This is a genomic window from Streptomyces sp. NPDC020681 (genome assembly GCF_044334895.1).
Classification (GTDB): domain Bacteria; phylum Actinomycetota; class Actinomycetes; order Streptomycetales; family Streptomycetaceae; genus Streptomyces.
In genome coordinates this window covers 120,309-143,470 of record NZ_JBIRTX010000001.1, presented here as the reverse complement: position 1 = coordinate 143,470, position 23,162 = coordinate 120,309, and the positions used below count along the sequence as shown (strand labels likewise).

The window sequence follows — 23,162 nt, the reverse complement described above, 5'->3', positions numbered from 1 at the left end:
TGATTATGGAATTAATCACGGAGGGTGCGGCGCAACCGAGTCCCGCCGAGTTCTGGGAGCAGCCGTGAGCCCTGACCTGTCCCGCCGTCGACTGCTGGCGGCCGCTGGCGCAGGAGCCGCCGCGGCCCTGACACCGGCGGCGTCCGCGACCGCCGTCCCCGCGACCGCCTCCCGGCGGCGTTCGGCCGCGCTGGTCGTCCACAACGCACGCCTCCTGACCGGTGAGCGCCACGCACCGGTGCACGACGCGATCGCCGTCGGGCGCGACGGCAGAGTGCTGGCCGTCGGCCCCTCGGCCGTCGTGCGGCGGCTGGCGGGCCGGGACACCGAGGTCGTCGACGCCCGGCGCGCCACGGTGATGAGCGGCATCGTCGACGCCCACGCCCACCCCCTCGGCGCGGGCGCCCGCTCACTCAACCCCTCGCTCGCCAACGAGTCGTTCACCGTCGAGCAGCTCCAGGAGAAGCTGCGCGGGTTCCTCACCGAAAGCGCGGGTCAGGAGCCCGACGGCTGGCTCGTGGTCGAGGACTGGAACCCGGTCGGTCTGCCCACGGGCACCGAGACCCACCACCGCATCCTGGACGCTCTGCCCACCCGCCGCCCGATCGCCCTGCTCGGCAGCGACGCGCACAACACCTGGGTCAACCGGCGCGCGCTCGACCTCGCCGCCATCACCGCGGCGACTGACGACCCCGCGGGCGGCGAGATCGTGCACGGCGCCGACGGTTCGCCGAGCGGACTGCTCAAGGACACCGCCCAGGACCTGGTGACCCGGCTGATCCCCGGGCCCGACGAGGCCACACTGCTCGACGCCTGCGCCAAGGCCCTGTCCCGGGCGGCGGCGATGGGCATCACCACGTTCATGGACGCCGCCGCGGGCGCCGGCGATCTCGACACCTATGCGGGTCTCGCCCGCACCGGGCGGCTGCTCCAGCGGATCGTGCCCGCCCTGCGGCTCGACGCAGAACACACCAAGGACCCGGCCGCTGCGCTCACGTACGTACGCGGACTGCGCAAGCAGTACGGCGAGGTGGCAGGACTGCACTTCGGAACGGTCAAGGTCTTCCTGGACGGCGTGATCGAGCATCCGGCGCAGACCGCCGCACTGCTCACGCCCTATCTCGACGGACACGGCAGGCCGACCGACAACCGCGGCGACCTGTATGTCACCGCCGCCGAATACGGCCGGCTCGCCACCGCCCTGGACCGCGCGGGCTGGCAACTGCACGGGCATGCCATCGGCGACCGTGCGGTGCGTACCGCACTCGACGGCTACGAGGCGGCGCGGCGCGCCAACGGCCGACGCGGCAACCGGCACACCGTTGCACATCTCCAGCTGGTCCACCCGGACGACTTCGGGCGCTTCGCGCGCCTGGGCGTGGTGGCCTGTATGCAGTTGCAGTGGGCGATGCGCGATGTCTGGACGATGGAGGCGCTGCTGCCGTACATCGGCGAGGACCGCCACCGGCTGCTCTATCCGGCGCGCAGTTTGCGGCGGCACAAAGCGGTGCTGGCGGGCGGTTCGGACTGGCCGGTGGATCCGCTCAGCCCCTGGAACCAGATCCGCACGGCGATCGACCGGGAGGGCGAGGTGGCCGAACAAGGCGCTCTCCACCCGGAGGTGGAGGGGCTCGACCGGTCGACCGCACTGCGGATGCACACCGCGGGCTCCGCGTACCAGCTGCGCATGGAACGGCACATCGGCACTCTCACCCCCGGCAAGGCCGCCGACCTGGTCGTCCTCGACCGCGATGTCACCCGGGTGCCGGTCAAGGAGCTCAGCGCCACCGGTGTGCGGCTGACGCTCGTCAACGGACAGCCGGTGCATGAAGCACAGTCACCGGCCGCCGAGAACAGGTCGGCCCGGCCGGCCGCACTCGCCCGGGTGCACGGCGGCCGGCACGACGCCTGCGGCTGTACGGCCGGCTCAGGCCGTGGCGGCGTTTGATCCGGACTGACCGACGATCATCTCGTGCAGCCGGTCCGCGGCCGCCTGTCCGAACTCCGGGTCGTTGAAGTGGGTGTCGAAGGTCCGGAATTCGACGTTTGTGTTGTTGAGTCCGGCGGAGAGCGCGGCGACCAGCGCGGCGTCGGCGTGCGGGTCGTGGTACGGCCCGCCGGGGTCCCCGAGCGTCGACAGTCCGCGCAACGGCGCGAAGACGGCCGTCGGACCGGTCGCCGTGCGCAGCTTCGCGGCGACCCGGCGGCCCAGTTCGGCGCACTCCTGCGCCGTCGTGCGGATGACGGTGATGGAGGGGTTGTGGACCCGGACGTGACGGTCGTGGAACTCGGCCGGCAGGCTGTCGAGCGGCCCGAACTTGACCATGTCCAGCGCTCCCAGGCTCACCACCTGAGGCACGCCGCGAAGTCCCGCGGCCTGAAGACGGTCGGGTCCGGCGGTGAGGATGCCGCCGACCAGATCGTCGGCGAGTTCGCTGAGCGTGAGGTCCAGCACGCCGGCGAACAGGCCCTGTCCCGCCAGCGCTTCCAGCGACCGCCCGCCGGATCCGCTGGCGTGGAACACCAGCACCTCGTAGCCGAGTTCGGTCAGCCGCTCGCGTGCCGCGTCGACGCCCGCCGTGGTCACGCCCGCCATCGACGCCGCCACCAGCGGCCTGCCTTCGGCGAGCAGATCCGCTGCGCGGACCGCACGCGGACCGCGGGCATAGCCCTCGGCCATGCCCGCCATGGCGTCCGCGGCGTTGGCGAGCAGGGGCGCCGAGATCCGGTTGATGCCCGCGATGTCGACGACGCTGTACATCAAGGTGATGTCGCTGGCGCCGACGTAGTGCGCCACATTGCCCGAAGCCATCGAGGAGACCATCAGCTTGGGCACGCCGATCGGCAGCGCACGCATCACCTGCGTCGCCATCGACGTACCGCCGCTGCCGCCGAGCGCCAGCACTCCGTGCAGCCGGCCGTCGGCGAACAGATCCAGGACGACGGCCGTCGCGCCGCGCGCCATGGCCGACACCGCCGCGCCGCGCTCCTGCTCCTGGAGCCGGGCCAGGTCGACGCCCGCCGCGCTGGCCACTTCGGCGTGGGATATGTCCGGACGCACTCGCGGCTCTCCGAGCGCTCCGGTGTCGATGAGGATGGTCTCGATGCCGTGCCGGTGCAGATGGTCCCGCAGCCGGCCGTACTCCACGCCTTTGGTGTCCAGCGTGCCCACCAGTGCAACCGTCGCCATGACATTCCATCCTCATGGCGTTCCGCAGCCGCGGCAAGGAGCAGATCCCGACACTGCACGACATGGCCAACTGCCTGGTCAGCGCCGGTTGACGGAGGGGAGAGCGGGACTGGAGATGGTCCGGCGGCGACCGATGCCCGGGAGGCATGAGGGCCCCTCGCCCTACCCGGCGGGCTCCCGTACCGGTGCGTTGTGCCGGGCGTGCGCGAGGAACGCGCGGGCGGACCGGCTGAGCGGGCGGCGCTGGTGCACGATGCCGACGGCGCGCAGCAGCGGAGGGGTGAAGGAGCGGACTTCGACGCCACGGCCGAAGGCTCGCAGGACCATGTCGCGGTACCAGATCAGCGAGCCGCGTCCGTCCGCGACGCTGCTCACCCACGCCGGCCGCTCGTCCGACTCCACCGCGGCGACTGGCCGTACGCCGAGTCGGCCGAACATCGCCTCGAGTTCCGTGCGCCGCCCGGTGCCGGGCGTCGGCAGCACCATCCGCAGACCGCCGAGCATCCGGAACGGGACCGGATCGGGCAGTCCGGAGCCGGGCGGCGAGATCAGCACGAACTCGCGGTCCTGGAGGTGGTGCGTGGACAGTTCCTTGTCGACCGGCAGATCGACCAGCGCCAGCTCCGCCGCGCCGTCGGTCAGCGCCCGTACGAGTGCCTCCTGGCTCTCGTGCTGGAGCAGGCGCACATCGATGGCCGGATGGCGCTCGGCGAAGGATGGCACCAGGTCGGCGGCGAGATCCAGCGAGAGGGTCGGGGTCGCGGCGACGGTCAGCGAGGCGCGCGAGCTGCCCGCGTGCGCCGGACGGATGTCCTCGATCGCCTCCACGGCGTCGAGGACGGTGCGGGCCAGCCGCACGACACGAGCGCCTTCCGCGGTGAGCGTCGCGCCCCGGCTCCTACGGTCCAGGAGCTCCACCCCTAAGTCGCGTTCCAGTGCCTGGATGGACCGGGAGAGAGCGGGCTGGGCGATGTAGACCGAGTACGCCGCGGCCGTGATGGACCGGCAGTCCGCGACGGCTACGAGGTAACGCAGCTGCTGAAGTGTGGGGGTCATGTGCGGACGGTAGTCCTGAGGTGTTGCAGGTGTAAGAGCGCGATGGTGAACAAATTTCCGTCCGCATACGGGAGTTGAGGCTCCGCAAGGCGGCCGTCCATACCTCTGTGGCATGGCTCGCGGCTGAGCGTTGACTCTGAAGGCCGACCGCCGCAGGATTCAACGCGGCATGGCGGGTTACCGCCCGGTACCGCTCTCGACGAGCCGGAGCCCGTACCTCCTGGACCCGTCGCGGTACGACCTGTCATGCCTGCGTATCCGCGGTGCCGTGCCGCCGGCGTTCCGCGGAGATGAGGCAGTTGCGCCACGCTCGCTCCCTCGCCCGGCCCTGCTCGGAACCCAAGGAGAGCCCGTGATCCCTCACCCCACCCTCCGCCGTGCCGCCCGGGATCTCGTCGTCGTGGTGAGCCCGTTCGAAGAGCCCAACGCGCGGCTGGTCGCGGCCGCGGAACGCGCCGGTGCGCTGGGCCTGCTCGACCTCGGCAGGGACCGCGAACGGGCACGGGCCGCGATGGACGAGCTGCGCGGACGGTACGGCGTACGAATACCGGCCGGATGCCCCGTCGCACCGGGCGAACTGCCCGACGCAGTGGACACCGTCCTGCTCGCCGCAGAGCACTGGCGCAGCGGAACCAGCGGGTGGGGCGCGCGCAGGGTATGGGCCGAGGTCGTCGACGTCGCCGAGGCCCGGGCCGCCGTCGCCGCCGGAGCGTCCGGGCTGGTCGCCAAAGGGCACGAGGCCGGCGGCCGCGTCGGCGAACTCACCACGTTCGTGCTGCTTCAACTACTGCTGTCCGACATCGAGTTGACCGTGCCCGTCCATGCGGCAGGAGGCATCGGGCCGCACACGGCCGCCGCGGCCGTCGCGGGCGGAGCCGCCGGCGTCGTGCTCGACAGCCAGCTCGCGCTCACCACCGAAGGCGCGAACGGACTGCCCGCCGACGTCGAGGCCGCGATCCGGGCCATGGACGGCAGCGAAACGGCAGTCGTCGGCGGCCACCGCGTCTACATCCGCCCCGACCTGGCACCCGTTCACGGCGAAGTCGCCGAACAGCTCGGCGCCCGCGGCCTGCACACCCAGCCGCTGCCCGTCGGCCAGGACGGAGCGGCCGCCGCCCGGCTGGCCGAGCGCCACCGCACCACCGGCTCAGTCGTGCAGGCGGTGCGAGCGGCCATCACCGACCACCTCGAGGCGGCCGTACGGGCCCGTCCGCTCCGGCCACGCCCCGGCGACGGCCATCTGCCCGTCGCCCAAGGACCCATGACCCGCGTCAGCGACCGGCCCGCCTTCGCCTGCGCCGTGGCCCAGTCGGGCGGGCTGCCCTTTCTCGCGCTGGCCGTGATGAACGGCCCCGACGTACGCGAACTGCTCACCGAGACCGCCGCACGCCTGGCCGGCCGCGACTGGGGCGTCGGACTGCTCGGCTTCGCACCCGACGAACTGCGCCGCGAACAGCTCGCCGCGGTCGCCGACGCACGGCCTCCGTACGCGATCATCGCCGGCGGCCGGCCCGCCCAGGCCGCTCCGCTGGAGGCCGCAGGCACCCGGACCTATCTTCATGTGCCCTCACCAGGCCTGCTGGAGCAGTTCCTCGCCGAAGGCGCGCGGCGGTTCGTCTTCGAAGGGCTGGAGTGCGGCGGCCACATCGGCCCGCGCGCCGCCTTCCCGCTCTGGGAGGAACAGATCGAGCGGCTGCTCTCGTGCCCGTACGCCGCCGAACTCGACGTGCTCTTCGCCGGCGGCATCCACGACGAGCGGTCGGCCGCGATGGCCATGGCGGCCGCCGGCCCGCTGGCCGAACGCGGCGCCCGGATCGGCGTCCTCATGGGCACCGCCTACCTGTTCACCGAGGAGGCCGTCACCGCCGGAGCCGTACTGCCGGGCTTCCAGCAGGAAGCGATCGGCTGCGAGGCCACCACGCTGCTGCACACCTCCCCGGGCCATGCGACCCGGTGCGCCACCACGCCGTACGTCGACGCCTTCACCGCCACCGCGCAACGGCTGCGGCAGGACGGCGCGAGCCAGAGCGAGATCTGGGCCGAGCTGGAGCAACTCAACCTCGGACGGCTGCGGCTCGCCAGCAAGGGCCTGCGCCGCACCGAGACCGGACTCGTGCCGGTGAACGAGGCCGAGCAGCGCGGTGAGGGCCTGTACATGCTCGGCCAGATCGCCGCCGCACGCACCGCCATCACCACCGTCGCCGAACTGCACACCCAGGTCACCGACGGCGCAACACGGCTGCTGGAAGAGCGACATGAGCAGCTGCGGGCCGCGGCGCAGGCGCCCGAGCCCGCCCAGCCGCTGGACATCGCCGTCGTCGGCATGGCCTGCCGCTATCCCGGCGCCGACGATCTCGCCACGTACTGGTCCAACATCGTCGCCGGCACCGACTCGGTCACCGAAGTCCCCGCCGACCGCTGGGATCCCGAGGTCCACTACGACGCCGACCCGGCACGCGCGGGCGAGCGGACCCCGTCGCGGTGGGGCGGTTTCCTGCCGGCGGCACCGTTCGACGCGCTCACGCACGGCATCGCTCCCGCCTCGCTCGGCAGCATCGAACCGGTGCAGCTGCTCGCACTCGACATCGCCGCGCGCGCACTCGCCGACGCCGGATACGCGGGCCGGAGGCAGTTCGACCGTTCCCGCACCTCGGTCGTCTTCGGGGCCGAAGCGGGCACCGATCTCGCGGGTGCGTACGGATTCCGCGCCCTGCACCCCGGCTATCTCGGCGAACTGCCGCCCGCACTCGACGAGCAGTTACCCAAGCTGACCGAGGACTCCTTCCCCGGCGTCCTCGCGAACGTCATCGCCGGACGCGTCGCCAACCGCCTCGACCTCGGCGGCGCCAACTGCACCGTCGACGCCGCCTGCGCGTCCTCGCTCGCCGCACTCGACCTGGCCTGCAAGCAACTGCGCGACCGGGACAGCGACATGGTGCTCTGCGGCGGCGCCGATGTGCACAACGGCATCAACGACTACCTGATGTTCGCCTCCGTACGTGCCCTGTCGCCCACCGGCCGCTGCCGGCCCTTCGACGCGTCCGCCGACGGCATCGCGCTCGGCGAAGGCGTCGCCTGCGTCGTGCTCAAACGCCTCGCGGACGCCGAGCGCGACGGCGACCGCATCTACGCCGTCGTCAAGGCCGTCGGCGCGTCCAGCGACGGACGCTCCCTCGGCCTCACCGCGCCCCGGCCCGAGGGGCAGCGACGGGCACTGGAACGCGCCTACCGGCGCGCCGGAGTCGCACCCGCCGAGATCGGACTCGTGGAAGCACACGGCACCGGCACCGTCGTCGGCGACAGCACCGAACTGGCCGTCCTCACCGAGGTCTTCAAAGACTCCCGGGCGGGTTTCTGCTCGCTCGGCTCGGTCAAGTCGCAGCTCGGCCACACCAAATGTGCGGCGGGCCTGGCCGGGCTGATCAAGGCGGCACGGGCCGTGCACTCCGGCGTGCGGCCGCCGACCCTGCATCTGACCAGCCCCAACCCGGACTGGAAGCCCGACGCCAGCCCCTTCTGCTTCGACACCGAGGCCAGGCCGTGGACCTCGCCCGCGGAAAGGCGGCTCGCGGGCGTCAGCGCCTTCGGTTTCGGCGGCACCAACTACCACGCGGTTCTGGCCGGACACGGAGACGGTCACGGCGGCGGCGAGCCCGAGCACGGACTGGACGCCTGGCCCGCAGAGCTGTTCTGCTTCCGCGGAGCCGACCGGGCCGCCGCGCTCGGTGCCTTTGACCGTCTGGCCGCGCGACTGGAGCAGAACGACGCGGCCGGACGGCCGTGGCCGCTGCGCGACCTCGCCGCGGAGGCCTCGCGCGGCGAGGGAGCCGTCCAGGTCGCGGTCGTCGCCACGGACCTCGACGACCTGGCCGCCAAGCTGGGCAACGCCCGCTCCTTCACGGCCGGCGACGGGATCCACGTACGCGACGACGCGCCCGCGCCGGGCGGCCGGACCGCCTTCCTCTTCCCGGGCCAGGGCAGCCAGCGGCCGGGCATGCTGAACGATCTCTTCATCGCCTTTCCCCACCTGCGCGGGCTGTTGTACGAGGCGGATCCGCGCCTCGCGGCCGCGATGTTCCCGCCCGCGGCCTTCACCGCCGAGGAGCGCGCCGCCCAGCGCGCCGCCGTCACCGACACCCGCACCGCGCAGCCCGCGCTCGGCATCGCGGGCGCCGCCGCGCACCAGCTGCTCACCTCGCTGGGCATACGGCCCGACTGCACCGCCGGTCACTCGTACGGCGAACTCGTCGCGCTCTGGGCCGCCGGCGCGTACGACACCAAGACCCTGCTGCGGCTCAGCGACCGACGCGCTCAGGCGATCCTCGCCGCCGCGGGCGACGACCCGGGAGCGATGGCCGCGGTGTCCGCGGCGCCGAGTGAGCTGCCCGAACTGCCGCCCGGATGCGTCCTCGCCAACCACAACGCCCCGGCGCAGAGCGTCATATCCGGCCCGACCGCCGCGGTCGAAGCCGCGATCGGCACGCTGCGGGACAGCGGAATCAGGGCCGAACGCATCCCGGTCGCCTGCGCCTTCCACAGCGAGGTCGTCGCCGGCGCGGCGGATGCGCTGGAGAGGGAGCTGGCCGCTTCGTCCGTCGCCGGTCCCGCGCTCCCGGTGTGGTCCAACACGACCGCGAGCCCTTACCCGGTTCAGGCCGCGTCCGTACGGGCGCTCTTGGCGCGTCAGCTCGCCGAACCCGTGCGGTTCGCCGAACAGATCGAAGCGATGTACGCGTCTGGCGTGCGGACCTTCGTGGAGGCGGGCCCGGGCAGGGTGCTCACCGGCCTGGTGGGCCGCATCCTCGGCGACCGGCCGCACACCGCGGTACCGATCGACATCGTGGGCGAACGCGGTCTGACCCGCCTGGTGAGCGCGCTGGGCGAACTCGCCGCGGCCGGCGTGCCGTTCGACCCGGAGCCCTTGTTCGCCGGCCGCGCCTCGGCGCTGCCCGCCGAGCCGCCGCGCCGGGCCGGATGGCTGGTCGACGGCCATCTCGTCCGCACGGCGGACGGCGTTCCGGTGGCCGGCGGACTGCTCCCCGCGCAGCGCGTGACGCCGGTTCGTCCGGCGGCGGAGACCGTGGACCGCCGTGAGGACGCGGTCCTGGAGTACTTGCGCGGGGCACGGGAACTGGTGGCCGCGCAACGGGACGTGCTGCTGGGCTACTTGGGAGCGGAAGCGGCTCCGAGGGCTGTGCCGGAACGGCTGCCGGAGCCGCAGGCGGGGCCGGTTCCGGTGCCGCTTTCGGTGCGACCGGTCTCCGAGGAGCCTGCTGCCGGTGCTCCTCCTCTGACGCCCGAACAACTCCTGGACGCGGTCCTGGAAATCGTCCATGTCCGCACCGGCTACCCGAGGGAGATGCTCGACCCGACGCTGGATCTGGAGGCCGATCTGTCGGTCGACTCCATCAAGCGAGTGGAGATCATCGGCGCGCTGGCCGACCGGATCGGACTCCCGCGCGGGGCGGACGGCCCGGCGGAGTCGGCTGTCGAGGAACTGTCGCGGCTGAAGACCATCGGGGGGATCGTCGACTGGATCGTGACGCGGGACGCGGCGGCGGAACCTGTCGCGGCCACGGGACCTGTGCCGGCCGCCGACCAGGGCGCGCCGCGACCGGGCCCGGCCCTGACCCCAGCGGGCAGCGGGGCGCCCTCCGTCCCGCGGCCCGCCCGGCCCGACCGGCTGGTCGTCGAAGTCGTCCCCGTCGCACCGCCCGACGCCCGCAACCCCGCCGACGTGCTCCCCGGACTGCGGCTCGCCGTCGTCGACGACGGGCTCGGGGTCGCCGCGGCCCTCGCCGCCGCGCTGGAGTCCCACGGCGCGGAGGTGCGCACCCTCCACCCGGACCGGCTCGCGGACGCCGCCGGAGCGGACGGGGTGGTGGACCTCAGCGCCCTGCGGCCCGCCCCCGTTCCCGTGCTCCCGGAGAGCTTCGCCGCGTTGCGCGACATCCTGGCCGCGGGAACGCACCGGCTCCTGCTCGTCACCGGCCGCGGCGGAGACTTCGGCCGGACCGGCTCGCCCGACCCCGTCCCCGGCGCCGGACTGTACGGCTTCGCCCGGACCGCGGCGATCGAACACCCCGGAACCGCCGTACGTGCCGTCGACGTCGACCCCAAGGACCGACCCGAGCGGATCGCCGCGCATCTGATCGCCGAACTGTGCGCGCCCGATGAGCCGTTGGTCATCGGCTACACCAACGGCACCCGCAACACCCTGCGCACCGCCTCCGCACCACTGCCGGTCACCGGACCGACGCCACCGCTCCCGATCGGCCCCGACGCCGTAGTCCTGCTCTCCGGAGGAGCCCGCGGCATCACCGCCCGTACGGCCCTCGCCCTCGCCGACGCGACCGGCTGCCACATCGAACTCATCGGCCGCACACCACGGCCCGACGACGCCGAGGACCCGGCCGTCGCCCATGCCCACGACCGCGTGTCCCTGCGTGCCGCCCTGTTCGGGAAGGGCCTGCGCACACCCGCCGAGATAGAGGACGCCGCGACCCGCGTCCTTGCCGCACGGGAGGTCCGTGCCGCGCTCGCCGCCCTCAACAGCACGGCCGCCTCTGTGCGTTACCACGTGGCAGACGTGACCGACGCCGCAGCAGTGCACGCCGTCGTCCACGACATCCGCACCCGCCACGGCCGTCTCGACGGCATCGTGCACGGCGCCGGAACCATCGAGGACAGGCTGCTCGCCGACAAGGACCCGGCATCCTTTGCGCGGGTCTTCGCGACCAAGGTCGACGGCGCCCGCCACCTCGCCCGCGCCGCCGCCGACCACGGCGACGGACCGGTCCCCGGCTTCCTCGTGCTCTTCGGCAGCGTCGCCGGCGTCTTCGGCAACCGTGGTCAGGGCGACTACGCGGCCGCCAACGAGGCCCTGGACACGCTCGCCGCCACCCCTGCCTGGTCGCGCCGTTTCCCGGGCCGAGTGCTGGCCGTCGACTGGGGCCCGTGGGCGGCCGAGGCCGGCGGCATGGTCACACCGGAGCTGGCACGGATGTACGCGAGCCGCGGCATCCCGCTCCTCGATCCGGCTGCGGGAACCGAGGCGTTCCTCGCGGAGCTGGCACACGGCACCGAGGGACAGGTCGTGCTCCTGGCCGGGGACGGCTCGCATGGCTGACGGCGGGCCGCGCCCCACCGACGCCGCCATCGTCGGGATGGGCGCGGTCTTCCCCGGAGCGGGAGACCTGAGCGCATACCGGCGCAATCTCTTCGCCGGCACCGACGCGATCAGCGACGTGCCGCCCGACCGCTGGGACCCTGAGGTCTATTACGACCCGGGCGGGTCGCAAGGCCTCGCCCGGAGCGACCGCTTCTACTGCCGGCGCGGCGGATTCATCGACGACCTCACGGCCTTCGACCCGACCCGTTTCGGCATCATGCCCGCCGCCGTGGCCGGTGCGGAGCCCGATCAGCTGCTCGCGCTGCGCGTGATCGCCGAGGCCGTGGCCGACGCGGGCGGCGAGGAGCGGCTGCCCGCCGACCGGTCCCGCATCGGTGTGATCCTCGGCCGCGGCGGCTTCATGGGCGTCGCCACCGCCCGGCTGGACCAGCGCGTACGCACCGCTCACCAGCTCGCCGCGACCCTGCGCGAACTCGCACCCGAACTCGGCGAGGACAGGATCGCCGCCGTGCGCGATGCCTTCCAGGCCGGACTCGGTCCCGAACAGCCGGAGGCGTCCATCGGCCTCGTGCCGAGCTTCACCGCGGCCCGCGCCGCCAACCGGCTCGACTTCCGCGGCCCCGCCTACACGCTCGACGCCGCCTGCGCCTCGTCGCTGATCGCCGTCGAGCAGGCGGTCGGCCTGCTGGCGAGCGGGAGTTGCGACGTGGTGGCCGCCGGAGCCGTGCACCACTGCCATATCGCCACGCTCTGGAGCGTCTTCACGCAGTTGCGGGCGCTCAGTCCGAGCCAGCACATCCGCCCGTTCGACCGCCGCGCCGACGGCACACTGCTGTCCGAAGGCACCGGCGTCGTAGTCCTCAAACGTCTGGCCGATGCCGAACGCGACGGAGACCGCGTCTATGCCGTCGTACGAGGAGTCGGCGTCGCGGGCGACGGCCGGGCCGCGAGCCTGATGAGCCCGCTGGTCGACGGCCAGGTCCGTGCTCTGCAAAAGGCCTGGTCGGCGGCCGGCCTCGATCCGACAGCGCCCGACGCGCTCGGCCTGCTCGAGGCCCACGGCACCGGAACGCCGGTCGGCGACGAGGCCGAACTCGCCACACTCGCCAAGGTGTTCGGCCCGCCCGCACCGGGCGCCGAACCGGTGGCCATGGGTTCGGTGAAGTCGATGCTCGGCCACACCATGCAAGCGTCCGGGATGGCCGGGCTGATCAAGGCGGTACTCGCACTGCACCACGGAACGCTGCCGCCGACTCTCCATCTGGACGAGCCGCACGAGGGCTTTGCCGCGACGCGGATGCGTCCGGTGACGGCGGCGGAGCCCTGGCGGCGGGGGAGCGCGCCGCGGCGCGCCGGGGTGAACGCGTTCGGCTTCGGCGGGATCAACGCCCATGTGGTGCTGGAGGAGGCACCGGGAGCGGTCGTGCCTGCCGGCCGCGCCCGACAGTCCGTATCGGCCGATGTCACGCTGCTGGCCGCCGCGACGCCCGCCGAACTCGCCCGCATGGTCGAGGCGCTGCCTCAGGCCGGGCCGAGACAGGACGGTCCCTGCCGTCTCGCGATCCTCGGACTGACCCCGAAGCGCCGGGCGCTGGCCGCCGCGGTCGTCGCCCGCGGAAAGCCGTGGCGCGGGCGCGGCGGCGTCTGGTTCACGCCGAGCCCACTGCTCGCGCGCGACGGCCGGCTGGCCTTCGTCTTCCCGGGCCTGGAGCCGGACTTCGCGCCGTACGTCGATGACGTCGCCGACCACTTCGGCCTGTCCCGGCCCGCCCTGACCGGCGGCGGCACGCTGATGGAGCGGGCGGTGGACGCCATCGCCGTCGGCCGTTTCTTCGCCCGCGTCCTGCCGGAACTCGGCATCGAGGCCGACCTGCTGGCCGGTCACAGCCTCGGCGAGTGGACCGCGATGGTGGCCGCCGGAATGTATCCGCAGCGGGCCGTCGACACCTTCCTGGACTCGCTGCGGCCGGGCGATCTCGATGTTCCGGATCTGGTGTACGCGGCCCTCGGCTGCGGATCGGGGCAGGCCGCCGAGGCGTTGGAGGGCCTGGACTCGGTGGCCGTGAGCCATGACAACTGTCCCCATCAGTCGGTGCTCTGCGGCGAAAGGGGCCCGGTGCGGGAGGCGCTGCGACGGCTGGCGGGTCAGGGTGTGCTCACGCAGGAGCTCCCGTTCCGTTCGGGTTTCCATACGCCGATGTGGGCGCCGTACCTCGACCAGGTCCGTGCCGCGTTCGGCCGACTGCCGCTGCGGCCCCCGACGCTGCCGGTCTGGTCTGCGACCACGGTCGCGCCGTACCCCGAGGACGAGCGCGAGGTACGGGATGTGGTGCTCCGCCACCTGCTGGAGCCGGTGCGTTTCCGGGAGCTGACGACCCGCCTGTACGCGGAGGGCGTGCGTGCCTTCGTCCAGCTGGGACCGGGCAGCATCCCGGGCTTCGTCTCGGACACCTTGCACGGCCGCCCCCACCTGGCGGTCTCGGCCGGTGCGTCCCGAGGTGACGGGGGCCTGGCCCAACTCCGCTCGCTGGCGGCGGCGCTGTGGACGGAGGGCCGGGACGTCCGCTGGAACGGTCTGGCCGGGCACGAACCGGAGTCCGTTGCCCTGATGAGCACCGAGCCGGCGGCTACGGCCGCAGCCGCCGTCGCGAAGCCCGTCGCCGCCGCGACCGGCTCCCTGCCTCTCGATCTCGGCTCGCCTCTCATCCGTCTCGGTGCCGCCGCGCCCGCGCTCCAACTGGCCGGTCCGTCCCGGACCGCCCGCACTCGGCTCGCCGCCCGGCCCAGGCTGCTGTCCGCCCTCGACGCCGTGCTCGACGAGGCCGAAGACGCGGCCCGCGCCGTCGCCGACGGCTGTCGTACTCCGCCCGCGCACAGAGCCACGACCCGGCGGCTGTCGCTCGACACGATGCCCTACGTCCGCGACCACTGCGTCTATCTCCAGCCCGACGCCTGGCCCGAACCCTCCGACCGCTTCCCCGTCGTGCCCATGACCACCCTCCTCGACCTCGCCGCGGACGCCGCACGCGAGGCGACCGGGCAGACCACGACCGTCGCCGGTTTCGAGGACGTACGGGCGCTGCGCTGGCTGCCCGTCGCGCCGCCCGTGGACGCGGAGTTCGCCGTGACGCCGGAGCCCGCAGGCGGGCGCGTACGCGTCGAGATCGGCGGGTGCGCGAGCGTCACCGTCGTTCTCGACGCCGGCCATCCCACCGCTCCCGCGCCCGATCCCTCCGCGCTGACCCGCGAAGGCCCGCCTCCTGTCAGCGCCGAAGCCCTCTACCGCGACCGGTGGATGTTCCACGGTCCCGCCTTCGCCGGTGTCCACGAGGTGACCGCCGTCGCCGACAACGGCATCCGCGGAGTGCTGCGCGCCCTGCCGGCTCCCGGCGCGCTATTGGACGCGGCCGGTCAACTCCTCGGCCACTGGATGCAGTTGCGGCTGCCGGTCGACCGGCTGGTGTTTCCCGCGTCGCTGGAGCGGGTCAGCCTGTACGGGCCCGTACCTCGCGACGGCTCGCTGATCCGCGCCACCGCCCGCATCCGCTCGGTGCGGGCGGACTCCGTCCAGGGTGACGTGGAGCTCGTCCGTGCCGACGGCACCGTGCTGGCCCGGCTGGACGGCTGGACATACCGGCGGTTCGCCGCCGACGAGCGGGTGTGGCCGATGAAGTTCACGCCGGAGATCTGCGGCATCGGCGAGCCACAGCCCGGCGGCTGGTGTCTGGCCCGGCGCCGCTGGACCGATCCCGCCTCGCAGGAGCTGGTGATGCGGCGCTATCTCGGGGCCGCCGAGCGGGCCGTGTACGAGCAGCGGGCGCCGCGAGCCCGCGCCGCCTGGCTGCTCGGCCGGATCGCCGCGAAGGACGCCGTACGCGGGCTCCTCTGGGACCGCGGCGCCGGCCCGCTCTTCCCGGTGGAGGTCACCGTTGGCAACGACGAGGCGGGCCGCCCCTACCCAGAGGGCCCGCTCGCCGCCGGGCTGCGGCTCTCGCTGGCCCACAAGGACCGCCTCGCGGTGGCCTACGCGCACCCCGCTCACGCCGTCGGCATCGACATCGAGACCGTCACCGAGGACCCGGCCGCCCTGAGCCGTATCGCGCTCACCGCCGAAGAACGGCACCTCGCCGGACAGCTCGCCGCCCGCGACGGACACGGCGAGGCGCACGCGCTCACCACGCTCTGGTGCGCCAAGGAGGCTGCGGCCAAGGCGGAGGGCACGGGCCTGGGCGGACGCCTGCGGCAATGGACCGTCACCGACGGGCCGGCCGGGCTCCGCGTGGTCTCCCCGGACGGCCGCGCCCATGCGGTACGCACCGCAACCGTGCACGACGAGAGCGTGCACAACCTGTCCCGGCCGGACACCGCACCCACCCCGCACGTCGTCGCCTGGACCGTACCCCCCACCCCCGACCCGGACGGAGCCCAGCCATGACATCCGACCCCACGGCGGAACGCATACTCGCCGAGATCACCACGATGCTCGTGCAGACCGTCGGCGACGAGTTCCTCCTCGCGGACGAAGTCACGTTCGCCACCACCTTCAACGAGGACCTGGCGCTGGAGAGCATCGAGTTCGTCGCGCTCGCCGAACTGCTCCAGCAGCGGTACGGCACCGCGGTGGACCTGATCTCCTTCCTGGCCGAGAAGGACATGGAGGAGATCCTGGCGATGACGGTCGGCGACCTCGTGGCCCATATCTCCGGCACACCCGTGTCGGCTCCGGCCGGCTGAGCACGCGATGGCCGAGATCCTCGCCAACTCCCTGCGTTTCCATGTCCAGCGGCTGCCGGCCGCCGACGTGTCCGGTGACGTGGGCGCGACCGCCGTCTTCCTCCACGGCCTGGTCGTCGACAACCTCTCCAGCTTCTACGCCACCCTCGCCGTCCCGGCCGCCCGGGCCGGGCACGACACCGTCCTGTACGACCTCCGCGGCCACGGCCGCACCGAGCGCCCGCCCACCGGCTACGACACCGGCACTGCCGTGCAGGACCTGACCGCCCTGCTCGGAGCCCTCGGGCTCGACACCCGCCCGGTGACCCTCGTCGGCAACAGCTACGGCGGCACGATCGCGCTGCGTACCGCGCTTGCGCGGCCGGATCTCGTCGCCGGTCTGATCCTGATCGAGGCTCCGCTCAGCGGCCCGTGGATCGAGAACATGCTCGACACGCTCTCCGTCGCGGCTCTGGACCTCGAAGGCAGCCAGGTCCCGAAGGAGCTCGCCTCGCTCGGGGCGCGCAAGGCCGCCCGGCTGACGGCGACCGCCGACGAACTCCTCAACCGCACGTCGCTGATCGACGACATCGCGGCGGGCCGGCCTTTCACCGCCGAGGACTTCGCTCATCTGCGCCGTCCGGTGCTTGCCGTGTGCGGTGAGCACTCCGAACTCGTCCCCGGTGCCGAGGAACTGGCCCGCCACGCACCCGACTGCACCGTCCGTGTCCTGCCCGGCCTGGGCCACGACGTACTGCAGGGAGGCACCGACGAGCTCCGTCGGGTCGTGCTCGACCGGCTGGCCGCCGCCGCCCGCCGGCAGCCCGAGGCGGTGACCGTATGAGAGCGCTGTTCGTCGTGCCGCCGCTGGCCGGACACGTCAATCCGACCGTCGCCGTCGCCGCCGAACTCACCGCGCGCGGACACCAGGTCGCGTGGACCGGACCCGCCGAAGTCCTGTCCGGCCTGCTGCCCGCCCACGTCACGCTCCTCCCGTCCGGCGACCACGCCGGACCCGGAGGCTATGGCGCGCTGCACGGCCGCTGGCGCGATCTGCGCGGCGTGGCCGCTCTGCGCTTCCTGTGGGAGGAGGCGCTGATCCCGCTCGCCCACGCCATGGTTCCCGGAGTGGAGGCGGCGGTCGACGCGTACGGCCCCGATGTGCTCGTAGTCGATCAGCAGGCGCTCGCCGGGGCCGTGGTCGCGCGGCGGCGCGGACTGCCGTGGGTGACGTCCGCGACGACCACGGCCGAGTTCACCGGGCCGTTCGCAGGATTCCCGAAGGTGGGGGAGTGGGTGACGGATCGGATCAATGCATTCCTCGCCGACTGCGGAGCGCCCGCCGGCTGGGATCCGCGGTTCTCGGACCGGCTCGTGCTGGCCTTCTCCACTCCTGAACTGGTCGGCGGGGACGGCGCGTTCCCCGATCACCACGCCTTTGTGGGACCCGCCCTGGGCTCCCGTCCGTCCGACCCCGCGTCGTTCCCGTGGCGGCGACTGGATCCCGTACGACGCCGGGTGCTGGTCTCGCTCGGCACACTGAACAGGGAGGCGGGCGGCCGCTTCTACGCAGCCGTCCTGACGGCCGCGGAGCGCCTGGCCGGCGAGGTGCAGCTGATCGTCACAGCGCCCGCGGACGTGGTCGGCGAGGTGCGCGAGGACCAGGTCCTGCTCCAGGAGTACGTCCCCCAACTCGCCCTGCTGCCGCATCTCGACGCCGTGATCTGTCACGGCGGGCACAACACCGTCTGCGAGTCGCTCGCCCACGGCCTGCCGCTGGTGGTGGCGCCGGTACGGGACGACCAGCCGATCATCGCCCAGCAGGTCGCGGCGGCCGGAGCCGGAATCCGGGTGCGCTTCGGCCGGCCTCGTGCCGACGAGATCCACGCCGCGCTCACCGCGGTGCTCGACAATCCGCACCACCGGCGGGCCGCCCGCCGCATCCAGGCATCCTTCGCGGCGGCCGGCGGCGCCGCGGCCGCGGCCGACAGGTTGGAGAAGCTGTCATGACACCGTCTCGTACCCGCCGCGTCCCCTGGACCGCAATCGCCGTCCTGGCGGGCCTCACCGCGGGCACGATGCGTGCCCGCCGCCGGCTGGCCGCCGTACCCGTCCTGGATGTGACCGCCGACTCTCACCCCACGGACGGGTGGCACCTGCTCACCGCCCAGGGTGTCGCGGTCGACAAGGCCACGGTGAGCGCCGCCGTCGCCTACGCGGAACGCACCGGGCTCGAGGTCCTCGACCTGCTGCCGGGCAGCCTCGACGCGGAACGTGCACTCGGCCTGCTGCGCCTGCTCGAGGTCGGCGGCGGACGCTATACACGCACGACCCAGCCGCGCGGCGCGGGACAGGCGGTGCTTGTCGCCGAGGACGTCCGTGCTCGCGCCGGCGTCGAGACCGACGGCGACTTCGCCGCCGCCGAACTGCACACTCTGCTGGGCCGTCTGAAGGAATACGCCCCGGCCACCACGGGCATCGCCATCGCTCCGGGCCTGGCCGTCCCGGCCTACGAACCCGCGCGGCGGGCAACGGAGCTACGTGCCCAAGGACTGCCTCCCGGCCTGGTGACCGCGGGCCAGCTGGCCGGTCTCGCCCTGCTGGCTCGCACGGCCGTGAAGGACGGCCGCTGGGGTGCTGCGGCCCTCGCGCTGTACTGGTTGCAGCCCTCGCTGATCCTCGGCGGTCCGGACAGCCCGCTGCGTCCGGCGGATCTGCCACGCGTCACCGCGGCGCGGCCCCTCCACTCCCTCCACATCGCGGTGCGTACGGCCACCAGCGGCAACCCGTCACCGGCCGGTCTTTCGCCGGAGATGGAAGCGCTGCGGCCCCTCTACGCGGCCGAACTCAAGGCCGGCACCGAGCGGTTCTTCGAACCGCGCCGCCCCGACTGCCCGTGGTGCGGCTCCGCCGATCTGTCCGTACGCACCCACATGCCCGATCTGTTCCAGGCCAAGCCGGGCAGCTTCACCCTGGAGGAGTGCGGGGGTTGCGGGCATGTGTTCCAGAACCCGCGCCTGTCCCTGGACGGACTCGACTTCTACTACCGCGACTTCTACGACGGCCTCAGCGTCGGCAGCGCCTCCCACGTGTTCGGCACGATGGGCCGCTCGTATCTGGGACGCGCGGAAATGCTCAAGCCCTTCGGCACACCGTCCGCCTGGCTCGATGTGGGCACCGGGCACGGCCACTTCTGCAACAGCGCGCGCGAGGTCTGGCCCGACACCCGCTTCGACGGCCTCGACATGGGCGCGGAGGTGCGTGGCGCCGAGGCCCGGGGCTGGATCGAAACGGCGCACTGCGGGCAGTTCCCGGAGCTCGCTGCCGGGCTCGTGCACCGCTACGACACGATCAGCATGCATCACTATCTGGAGCACACCCGGGACCCGTTCGCCGAACTCGACGCCGCCGCACAGGTGTTGCCGCCCGGCGGGCACCTGCTGATCGAGCTCCCCGACCCCGAGTCACGCCTCGGCCGCCTGCTCAGCCCGTACTGGATCCCCTTGTTCCAGCCCCAGCACCAGCACCTCATGCCGATCTCCAACCTCCGTGACGCGCTGGAAGCCCGCGGATTCACCGTGCTGGCCGAGGAACACGGCGCGGCCCACCAGGCGTGCGACTTCGTCGGCGCGGTCCTTCTCGTCGCGAACCGGATCGCGCCCAATCCGTACGCCCCCTGGGGTCCCGGCAGCGCGACGCTGACCGGCCGGGCGATCCGCCGTGGCGTCTGGACGGCGGCACTGCCGTGCTTCGCCGCGGCGGCGGTCCTGGACAAGGCCCGCGCGGCGGCCGCCCGTGCCACAGGCAGCGGCGGCAACGCCTACCGCCTGCTGGCCCGCCGCACACCGCCGCTCCACGGGGCGAGGTGACGGCGGTGAGCCCTGAGCCGATCGGGCCGCTCGGCATCGCCCGCCGGCACACCGCCGACCCTCTCTTCCGGCTGGTCGCCTACGCCCTCGAGGCCGCCCACGACCAGCCGCCCGCCACCGTGTGGAGCGCTCCGCACGCCTTCCATCTCGGGTCGCCACGGCTCGTCGCCGCGGCCGGGTGGCCGGTGGCCGCCGCCGCCGCGCCGCGCGACGACGGGATCGTACGGCTGAGTTCGCTCGCGCATCCCGCACACAGCTGTGAACTCCCGCTCAGCGGACCGCCGTTGCCGCACCCCGAGTGGGCGGCTCGCACCTACGCGCTGCTGCGCGCCCTGGCCCGCGTCGGATACGGCAGAGGCGGCCTCGACCTGCACATCCACTCCACGCTGACCGCGGCGACCGGGCTTTCCAGCGCCGAACCGCTGGAGTGCGCCGTCGCGCTGGCGGTCGCCGATCTGCACGCCGGCCGCGCCAGAGGCCGGCTGCCGCGCGGCAGGCTGGCCGCGCTGGCCCGGGCGGCCGTCCCCGAGGGGGACGAAGTGCTGCGCGAGGCGGCGCTGTTCGCGCGGCCCGGGCGGGCGCTGCTGCTCGGACGCGGCCCTCGGCAGCGAGTCCGCTTCGACCCGGACGCCCACGGCGCCCGTCTCACGCTGCTGGTGACCCGCGGCGACGACCCCGAGCCGGACGAGATCGAGCGCGCGGTGGCCTGCGCACGGCGTGCCGGTGCGACGGCCGCCTGGTGGCCCGGGCGGCGGCCGGAGCGCAGCGCCATGGTCCTGCTGCCGCGGGAGCGGCTGACGGATGTCCGTACCGCCGTGGCCGAGGAGTTCCGCGCCCGCGGACTGCGCGTACCGCGGCTGGTGAACATCACCGTGGCGGGCGCGGCCCGCCGGGAGGAGTGAGCGGTCAGTCGAGGGTCACGTCGATCGTCATCGTGTCCGCCCCGGGAGTGCCCGCGACCTTCACGGTCACTCCGGTCCAGCGTCCGTCGGGCAGGCTGAGAGCGGGGACCGTGGTCTCGCCGATGGTCGTCCTGCCGTTGGACGGGTAGAGGTCGTCGGCGTCACCGCGGTTGCCGCGGCCGAAGATCCTGGCGAGGTCGCGACGGCCGTCGGCCTGGAGCAGTTCGATGGCGAGCGCCGACTCGTCGTTGACGTCCTCGATGGCCTCGTCGACGACGTACACGGCGACGCCCTGGTCCGGCAGGAACGCGTCCTGGCCCCGGCTGCGCCGGTACTCGACGAACACGTACTGCGAGTCCTTCATCCGCCCGGCGTTCTGTATGAAGGCGCTGTTGCCGCCTTCGGCCGCCGGCCGCAGCACGATGCCGTTCCTGGTCTCGGTGACCAGCTCGGGTTCGGTCCAGCCGTGGAACATCCGGAGCATCGGATTGGGCAGACACGGCGTCAGGCCCGAGTCGCCCCAGTTGCCGGAAGCCATCAGGCAGTAGTCGCCGAGGCCGTTGGAGACGCGGGCCTCGAGCTGCCCGGTGTCGTAGAAGTCGGCCCAGCGCGCCGCGAGATGGCCCCACTCGTGGGCGCAGACGCCCATGGCGCAGTCCTCGGGCACGGTGAGGAAGGTGTGCACATCCAGGTTCGGGCCGACCTTCACGCCTCTGGGTATGCCCCACTTGAGGCTCCAGAGGTCGCCTGCCTTGCGCGTCTCCTCCGCTCCGCGTCCCGCGTGGATGATGAACAGCGCGGTGACCATGCCCTCGCCGAGCACGTCGTAGCGGGTGAAGTCGATGCCTTCGGCGAGCGCGGCCCGTACGGCGTCCCGGGCCATGCCCTGGGAGTTGCGGGGGAAGCCCGTCTCGTTCGTGCCCGAGTTCCCGTCCGCGTAGAAGGACAGCGTCTGCGGCAGCCGGAACCAGCCGTGCACCTCGCCCTGGATGTCGATGCCGGTGTCCGCCGCCGGATCGAAGCCGCTGATCTGCCGGTAGAAGTCCCGCATGCTGCCGGTCGGGAAGGTGCCGGAGCTGAAGAGCATCCGGTCGAAGTGGGTGGGATCGAGATCCGGATCGTGCGGGCGGTCGGGGAAGTCGACCAGCAGCACCAGAGTGTCGATGTCGCCCTTCAGCGGTGTGTCCGGCCGGGTGATCAGCTGCTTCTCGGTGCTCGGCCCCAGGGAGACCGCGCCGTCGTCGAGCCCGACGCCGCTCTCGCCGCGCCGCCCGGAGCGCCAGGACCAGTAGTAGTCCTCGAACGTGATGCGCTCCGGCAGCCTGCGCTGGTCCTTGAGCCCGAGGAACTGGGCGTAGAGATCGGCCAGTGCCTTGGGCGACAGGGGCACCCGGCAGGGGCCGGTGTGCTGGAGCCGGGGATTCAGGGGCCTGACTGTCTGTCGCATGTCGACCACTCACTTGCCTCGAAGGAAACGGATGTGACGTTTTGCGTCGTATGCTTACTTCAGACGTTTATGTCGTATACGTACAACGCTGCTCCTGTTTCCCGACCACGTCAAGGTCCGGAAATCCGCCCGGGGAGGTGAGCGCATGAACGGTGGCCGGACCCGTCTGACCCGGGAGCGCGTCCTGGGCGCGGCGCTCCGGATCGTGGATGAGGAAGGGCTCGCGGGCCTGAGCATGCGGCGGGTCGCCGACGAGCTCGGCGTCGAGCCGATGGCCCTGTACCGCTACACGCCGAGCAAGGACGACCTGCTCGACGGTCTCGTCGAGACGATCTTCATCGAGCTGGAGGAGAGCCTTGCCAGGGCGGCGGCCGTCGGCGACACCACGGTGACCGCGACCGAACGGCGCGAGGCGCTGAAGGTGATCGCGCTGGCGATGTACCGGGTCGCGCTCGCCCACCCCCACGTCGTGCCGCTCGTGGCGACCCGCCCGCTGACCGTCCCTTTGACGCGCAGACCGCTGTCGGTCCTGCGCTGCCACGAACGGCTGCTCGCCATCCTGCGTGCATCGGGCCTGAGCGACGCCGACGCTCTGACGCTGTACCGGGCCTTCGTCTCCTGGGTCCTCGGCTATGTCGTCGTCGAGCTGCGCGAGGTGATCGACGACCCGGACGAGCCGGACCCAGCCTTCCGTCTCGGTCTGCACCGCCTTCCGGCCCGTGACTTCCCCAACCTCCGGGCCTTGGGGCCCGCGCTGGCGGTCCGCGGCGGCGAGGCCCAGCTCACGGCCGGCGTCGACGCGCTCCTCGAGCGCCTGACGCCCGGCGACCAGCGATGACGATGACGACGTCGG

12 protein-coding genes are annotated in these 23,162 nt (G+C 73.0%); 9 read left to right on the top strand and 3 right to left on the bottom strand.

The genetic code is table 11. From position 1 onward, the window contains the following. The first annotated feature begins 64 nt into the window (after positions 1-64). On the top strand, positions 65-1,948 hold the full coding sequence (locus ACH4YL_RS00625; protein ID WP_398503366.1) for an amidohydrolase: 1,884 nt from the start codon (positions 65-67) through the stop codon (positions 1,946-1,948). Here the strand turns inward: ACH4YL_RS00625 and ACH4YL_RS00620 are convergent. Together ACH4YL_RS00620 and ACH4YL_RS00615 are read right to left on the bottom strand one after the other, a co-directional pair. Then, positions 1,928-3,190 (bottom strand): Tm-1-like ATP-binding domain-containing protein, encoded by a 1,263-nt coding sequence (locus ACH4YL_RS00620; protein ID WP_398503364.1) that lies wholly within the window; start codon positions 3,188-3,190, stop codon positions 1,928-1,930. The two genes, ACH4YL_RS00625 and ACH4YL_RS00620, sit on opposite strands and share 21 nt — an antisense overlap. 162 nt (positions 3,191-3,352) lie before the next feature. Further along, positions 3,353-4,246 carry a LysR family transcriptional regulator gene (locus tag ACH4YL_RS00615; protein ID WP_398503362.1) on the bottom strand — a complete coding sequence of 298 codons (894 nt, stop codon included), beginning with the start codon at positions 4,244-4,246 and terminating at the stop codon, positions 3,353-3,355. Positions 4,247-4,598: 352 nt separating this feature from the next. Here ACH4YL_RS00615 and ACH4YL_RS00610 point away from each other — a divergent pair, with 352 nt between their 5' ends. Genes ACH4YL_RS00610 through ACH4YL_RS00580 form a run of 7 tightly spaced genes read left to right on the top strand, consistent with a single transcriptional unit; the run spans position 4,599 to position 20,862 of the window. After that, positions 4,599-11,375: an SDR family NAD(P)-dependent oxidoreductase gene (locus tag ACH4YL_RS00610; RefSeq protein WP_398503360.1), complete on the top strand. Its 6,777-nt coding sequence runs from the start codon at positions 4,599-4,601 to the stop codon at positions 11,373-11,375. Continuing rightward, positions 11,368-15,813, top strand: a complete 4,446-nt coding sequence (locus ACH4YL_RS00605) for a beta-ketoacyl synthase N-terminal-like domain-containing protein (RefSeq protein ID WP_398503358.1) — start codon at positions 11,368-11,370, stop codon at positions 15,811-15,813. The genes ACH4YL_RS00610 and ACH4YL_RS00605 overlap by 8 nt, the downstream gene beginning before the upstream one ends. After that, positions 15,810-16,112, top strand: a complete 303-nt coding sequence (locus ACH4YL_RS00600) for an acyl carrier protein (RefSeq protein ID WP_398503356.1) — start codon at positions 15,810-15,812, stop codon at positions 16,110-16,112. Before ACH4YL_RS00605 ends, ACH4YL_RS00600 begins: the two co-directional genes overlap by 4 nt. Before the next feature lie 7 nt (positions 16,113-16,119). After that, positions 16,120-16,935: an alpha/beta fold hydrolase gene (locus ACH4YL_RS00595; protein ID WP_398503354.1), complete on the top strand. Its 816-nt coding sequence runs from the start codon at positions 16,120-16,122 to the stop codon at positions 16,933-16,935. Further along, on the top strand, positions 16,932-18,101 hold the full coding sequence (locus ACH4YL_RS00590; protein ID WP_398503353.1) for a glycosyltransferase: 1,170 nt from the start codon (positions 16,932-16,934) through the stop codon (positions 18,099-18,101). The genes ACH4YL_RS00595 and ACH4YL_RS00590 overlap by 4 nt, the downstream gene beginning before the upstream one ends. After that, positions 18,098-19,960, top strand: a complete 1,863-nt coding sequence (locus ACH4YL_RS00585; RefSeq protein ID WP_398503352.1) for a class I SAM-dependent methyltransferase — start codon at positions 18,098-18,100, stop codon at positions 19,958-19,960. The genes ACH4YL_RS00590 and ACH4YL_RS00585 overlap by 4 nt, the downstream gene beginning before the upstream one ends. Before the next feature lie 5 nt (positions 19,961-19,965). Beyond that, positions 19,966-20,862, top strand: a complete 897-nt coding sequence (locus tag ACH4YL_RS00580; RefSeq protein WP_398503350.1) for a galactokinase — start codon at positions 19,966-19,968, stop codon at positions 20,860-20,862. A 4-nt stretch (positions 20,863-20,866) separates the two neighbouring features. Here the strand turns inward: ACH4YL_RS00580 and ACH4YL_RS00575 are convergent, their stop codons facing one another. Continuing rightward, positions 20,867-22,309 carry a M6 family metalloprotease domain-containing protein gene (locus ACH4YL_RS00575; RefSeq protein ID WP_398503349.1) on the bottom strand — a complete coding sequence of 481 codons (1,443 nt, stop codon included), beginning with the start codon at positions 22,307-22,309 and terminating at the stop codon, positions 20,867-20,869. 145 nt (positions 22,310-22,454) lie between these two features. Here ACH4YL_RS00575 and ACH4YL_RS00570 point away from each other — a divergent pair, with 145 nt between their 5' ends. Next, positions 22,455-23,147: a TetR/AcrR family transcriptional regulator gene (locus tag ACH4YL_RS00570; protein ID WP_398503347.1), complete on the top strand. Its 693-nt coding sequence runs from the start codon at positions 22,455-22,457 to the stop codon at positions 23,145-23,147. The last annotated feature ends 15 nt before the right edge of the window (positions 23,148-23,162 follow it).

Bases quoted from the DNA above. Each gene is read 5' to 3' on its own strand.
- ACH4YL_RS00595 (WP_398503354.1), top strand. From the start codon at position 16,120: ATGGCCGAGATCCTCGCCAACTCCCTGCGTTTCCATGTCCAGCGGCTG.
- ACH4YL_RS00600 (WP_398503356.1), top strand. From the start codon at position 15,810: ATGACATCCGACCCCACGGCGGAACGCATACTCGCCGAGATCACCACG.
- ACH4YL_RS00585 (WP_398503352.1), top strand. From the start codon at position 18,098: ATGACACCGTCTCGTACCCGCCGCGTCCCCTGGACCGCAATCGCCGTC.
- ACH4YL_RS00575 (WP_398503349.1), bottom strand. From the start codon at position 22,309: ATGCGACAGACAGTCAGGCCCCTGAATCCCCGGCTCCAGCACACCGGC.
- ACH4YL_RS00620 (WP_398503364.1), bottom strand. From the start codon at position 3,190: ATGGCGACGGTTGCACTGGTGGGCACGCTGGACACCAAAGGCGTGGAG.
- ACH4YL_RS00590 (WP_398503353.1), top strand. From the start codon at position 16,932: ATGAGAGCGCTGTTCGTCGTGCCGCCGCTGGCCGGACACGTCAATCCG.
- ACH4YL_RS00570 (WP_398503347.1), top strand. From the start codon at position 22,455: ATGAACGGTGGCCGGACCCGTCTGACCCGGGAGCGCGTCCTGGGCGCG.
- ACH4YL_RS00615 (WP_398503362.1), bottom strand. From the start codon at position 4,246: ATGACCCCCACACTTCAGCAGCTGCGTTACCTCGTAGCCGTCGCGGAC.
- ACH4YL_RS00605 (WP_398503358.1), top strand. From the start codon at position 11,368: ATGGCTGACGGCGGGCCGCGCCCCACCGACGCCGCCATCGTCGGGATG.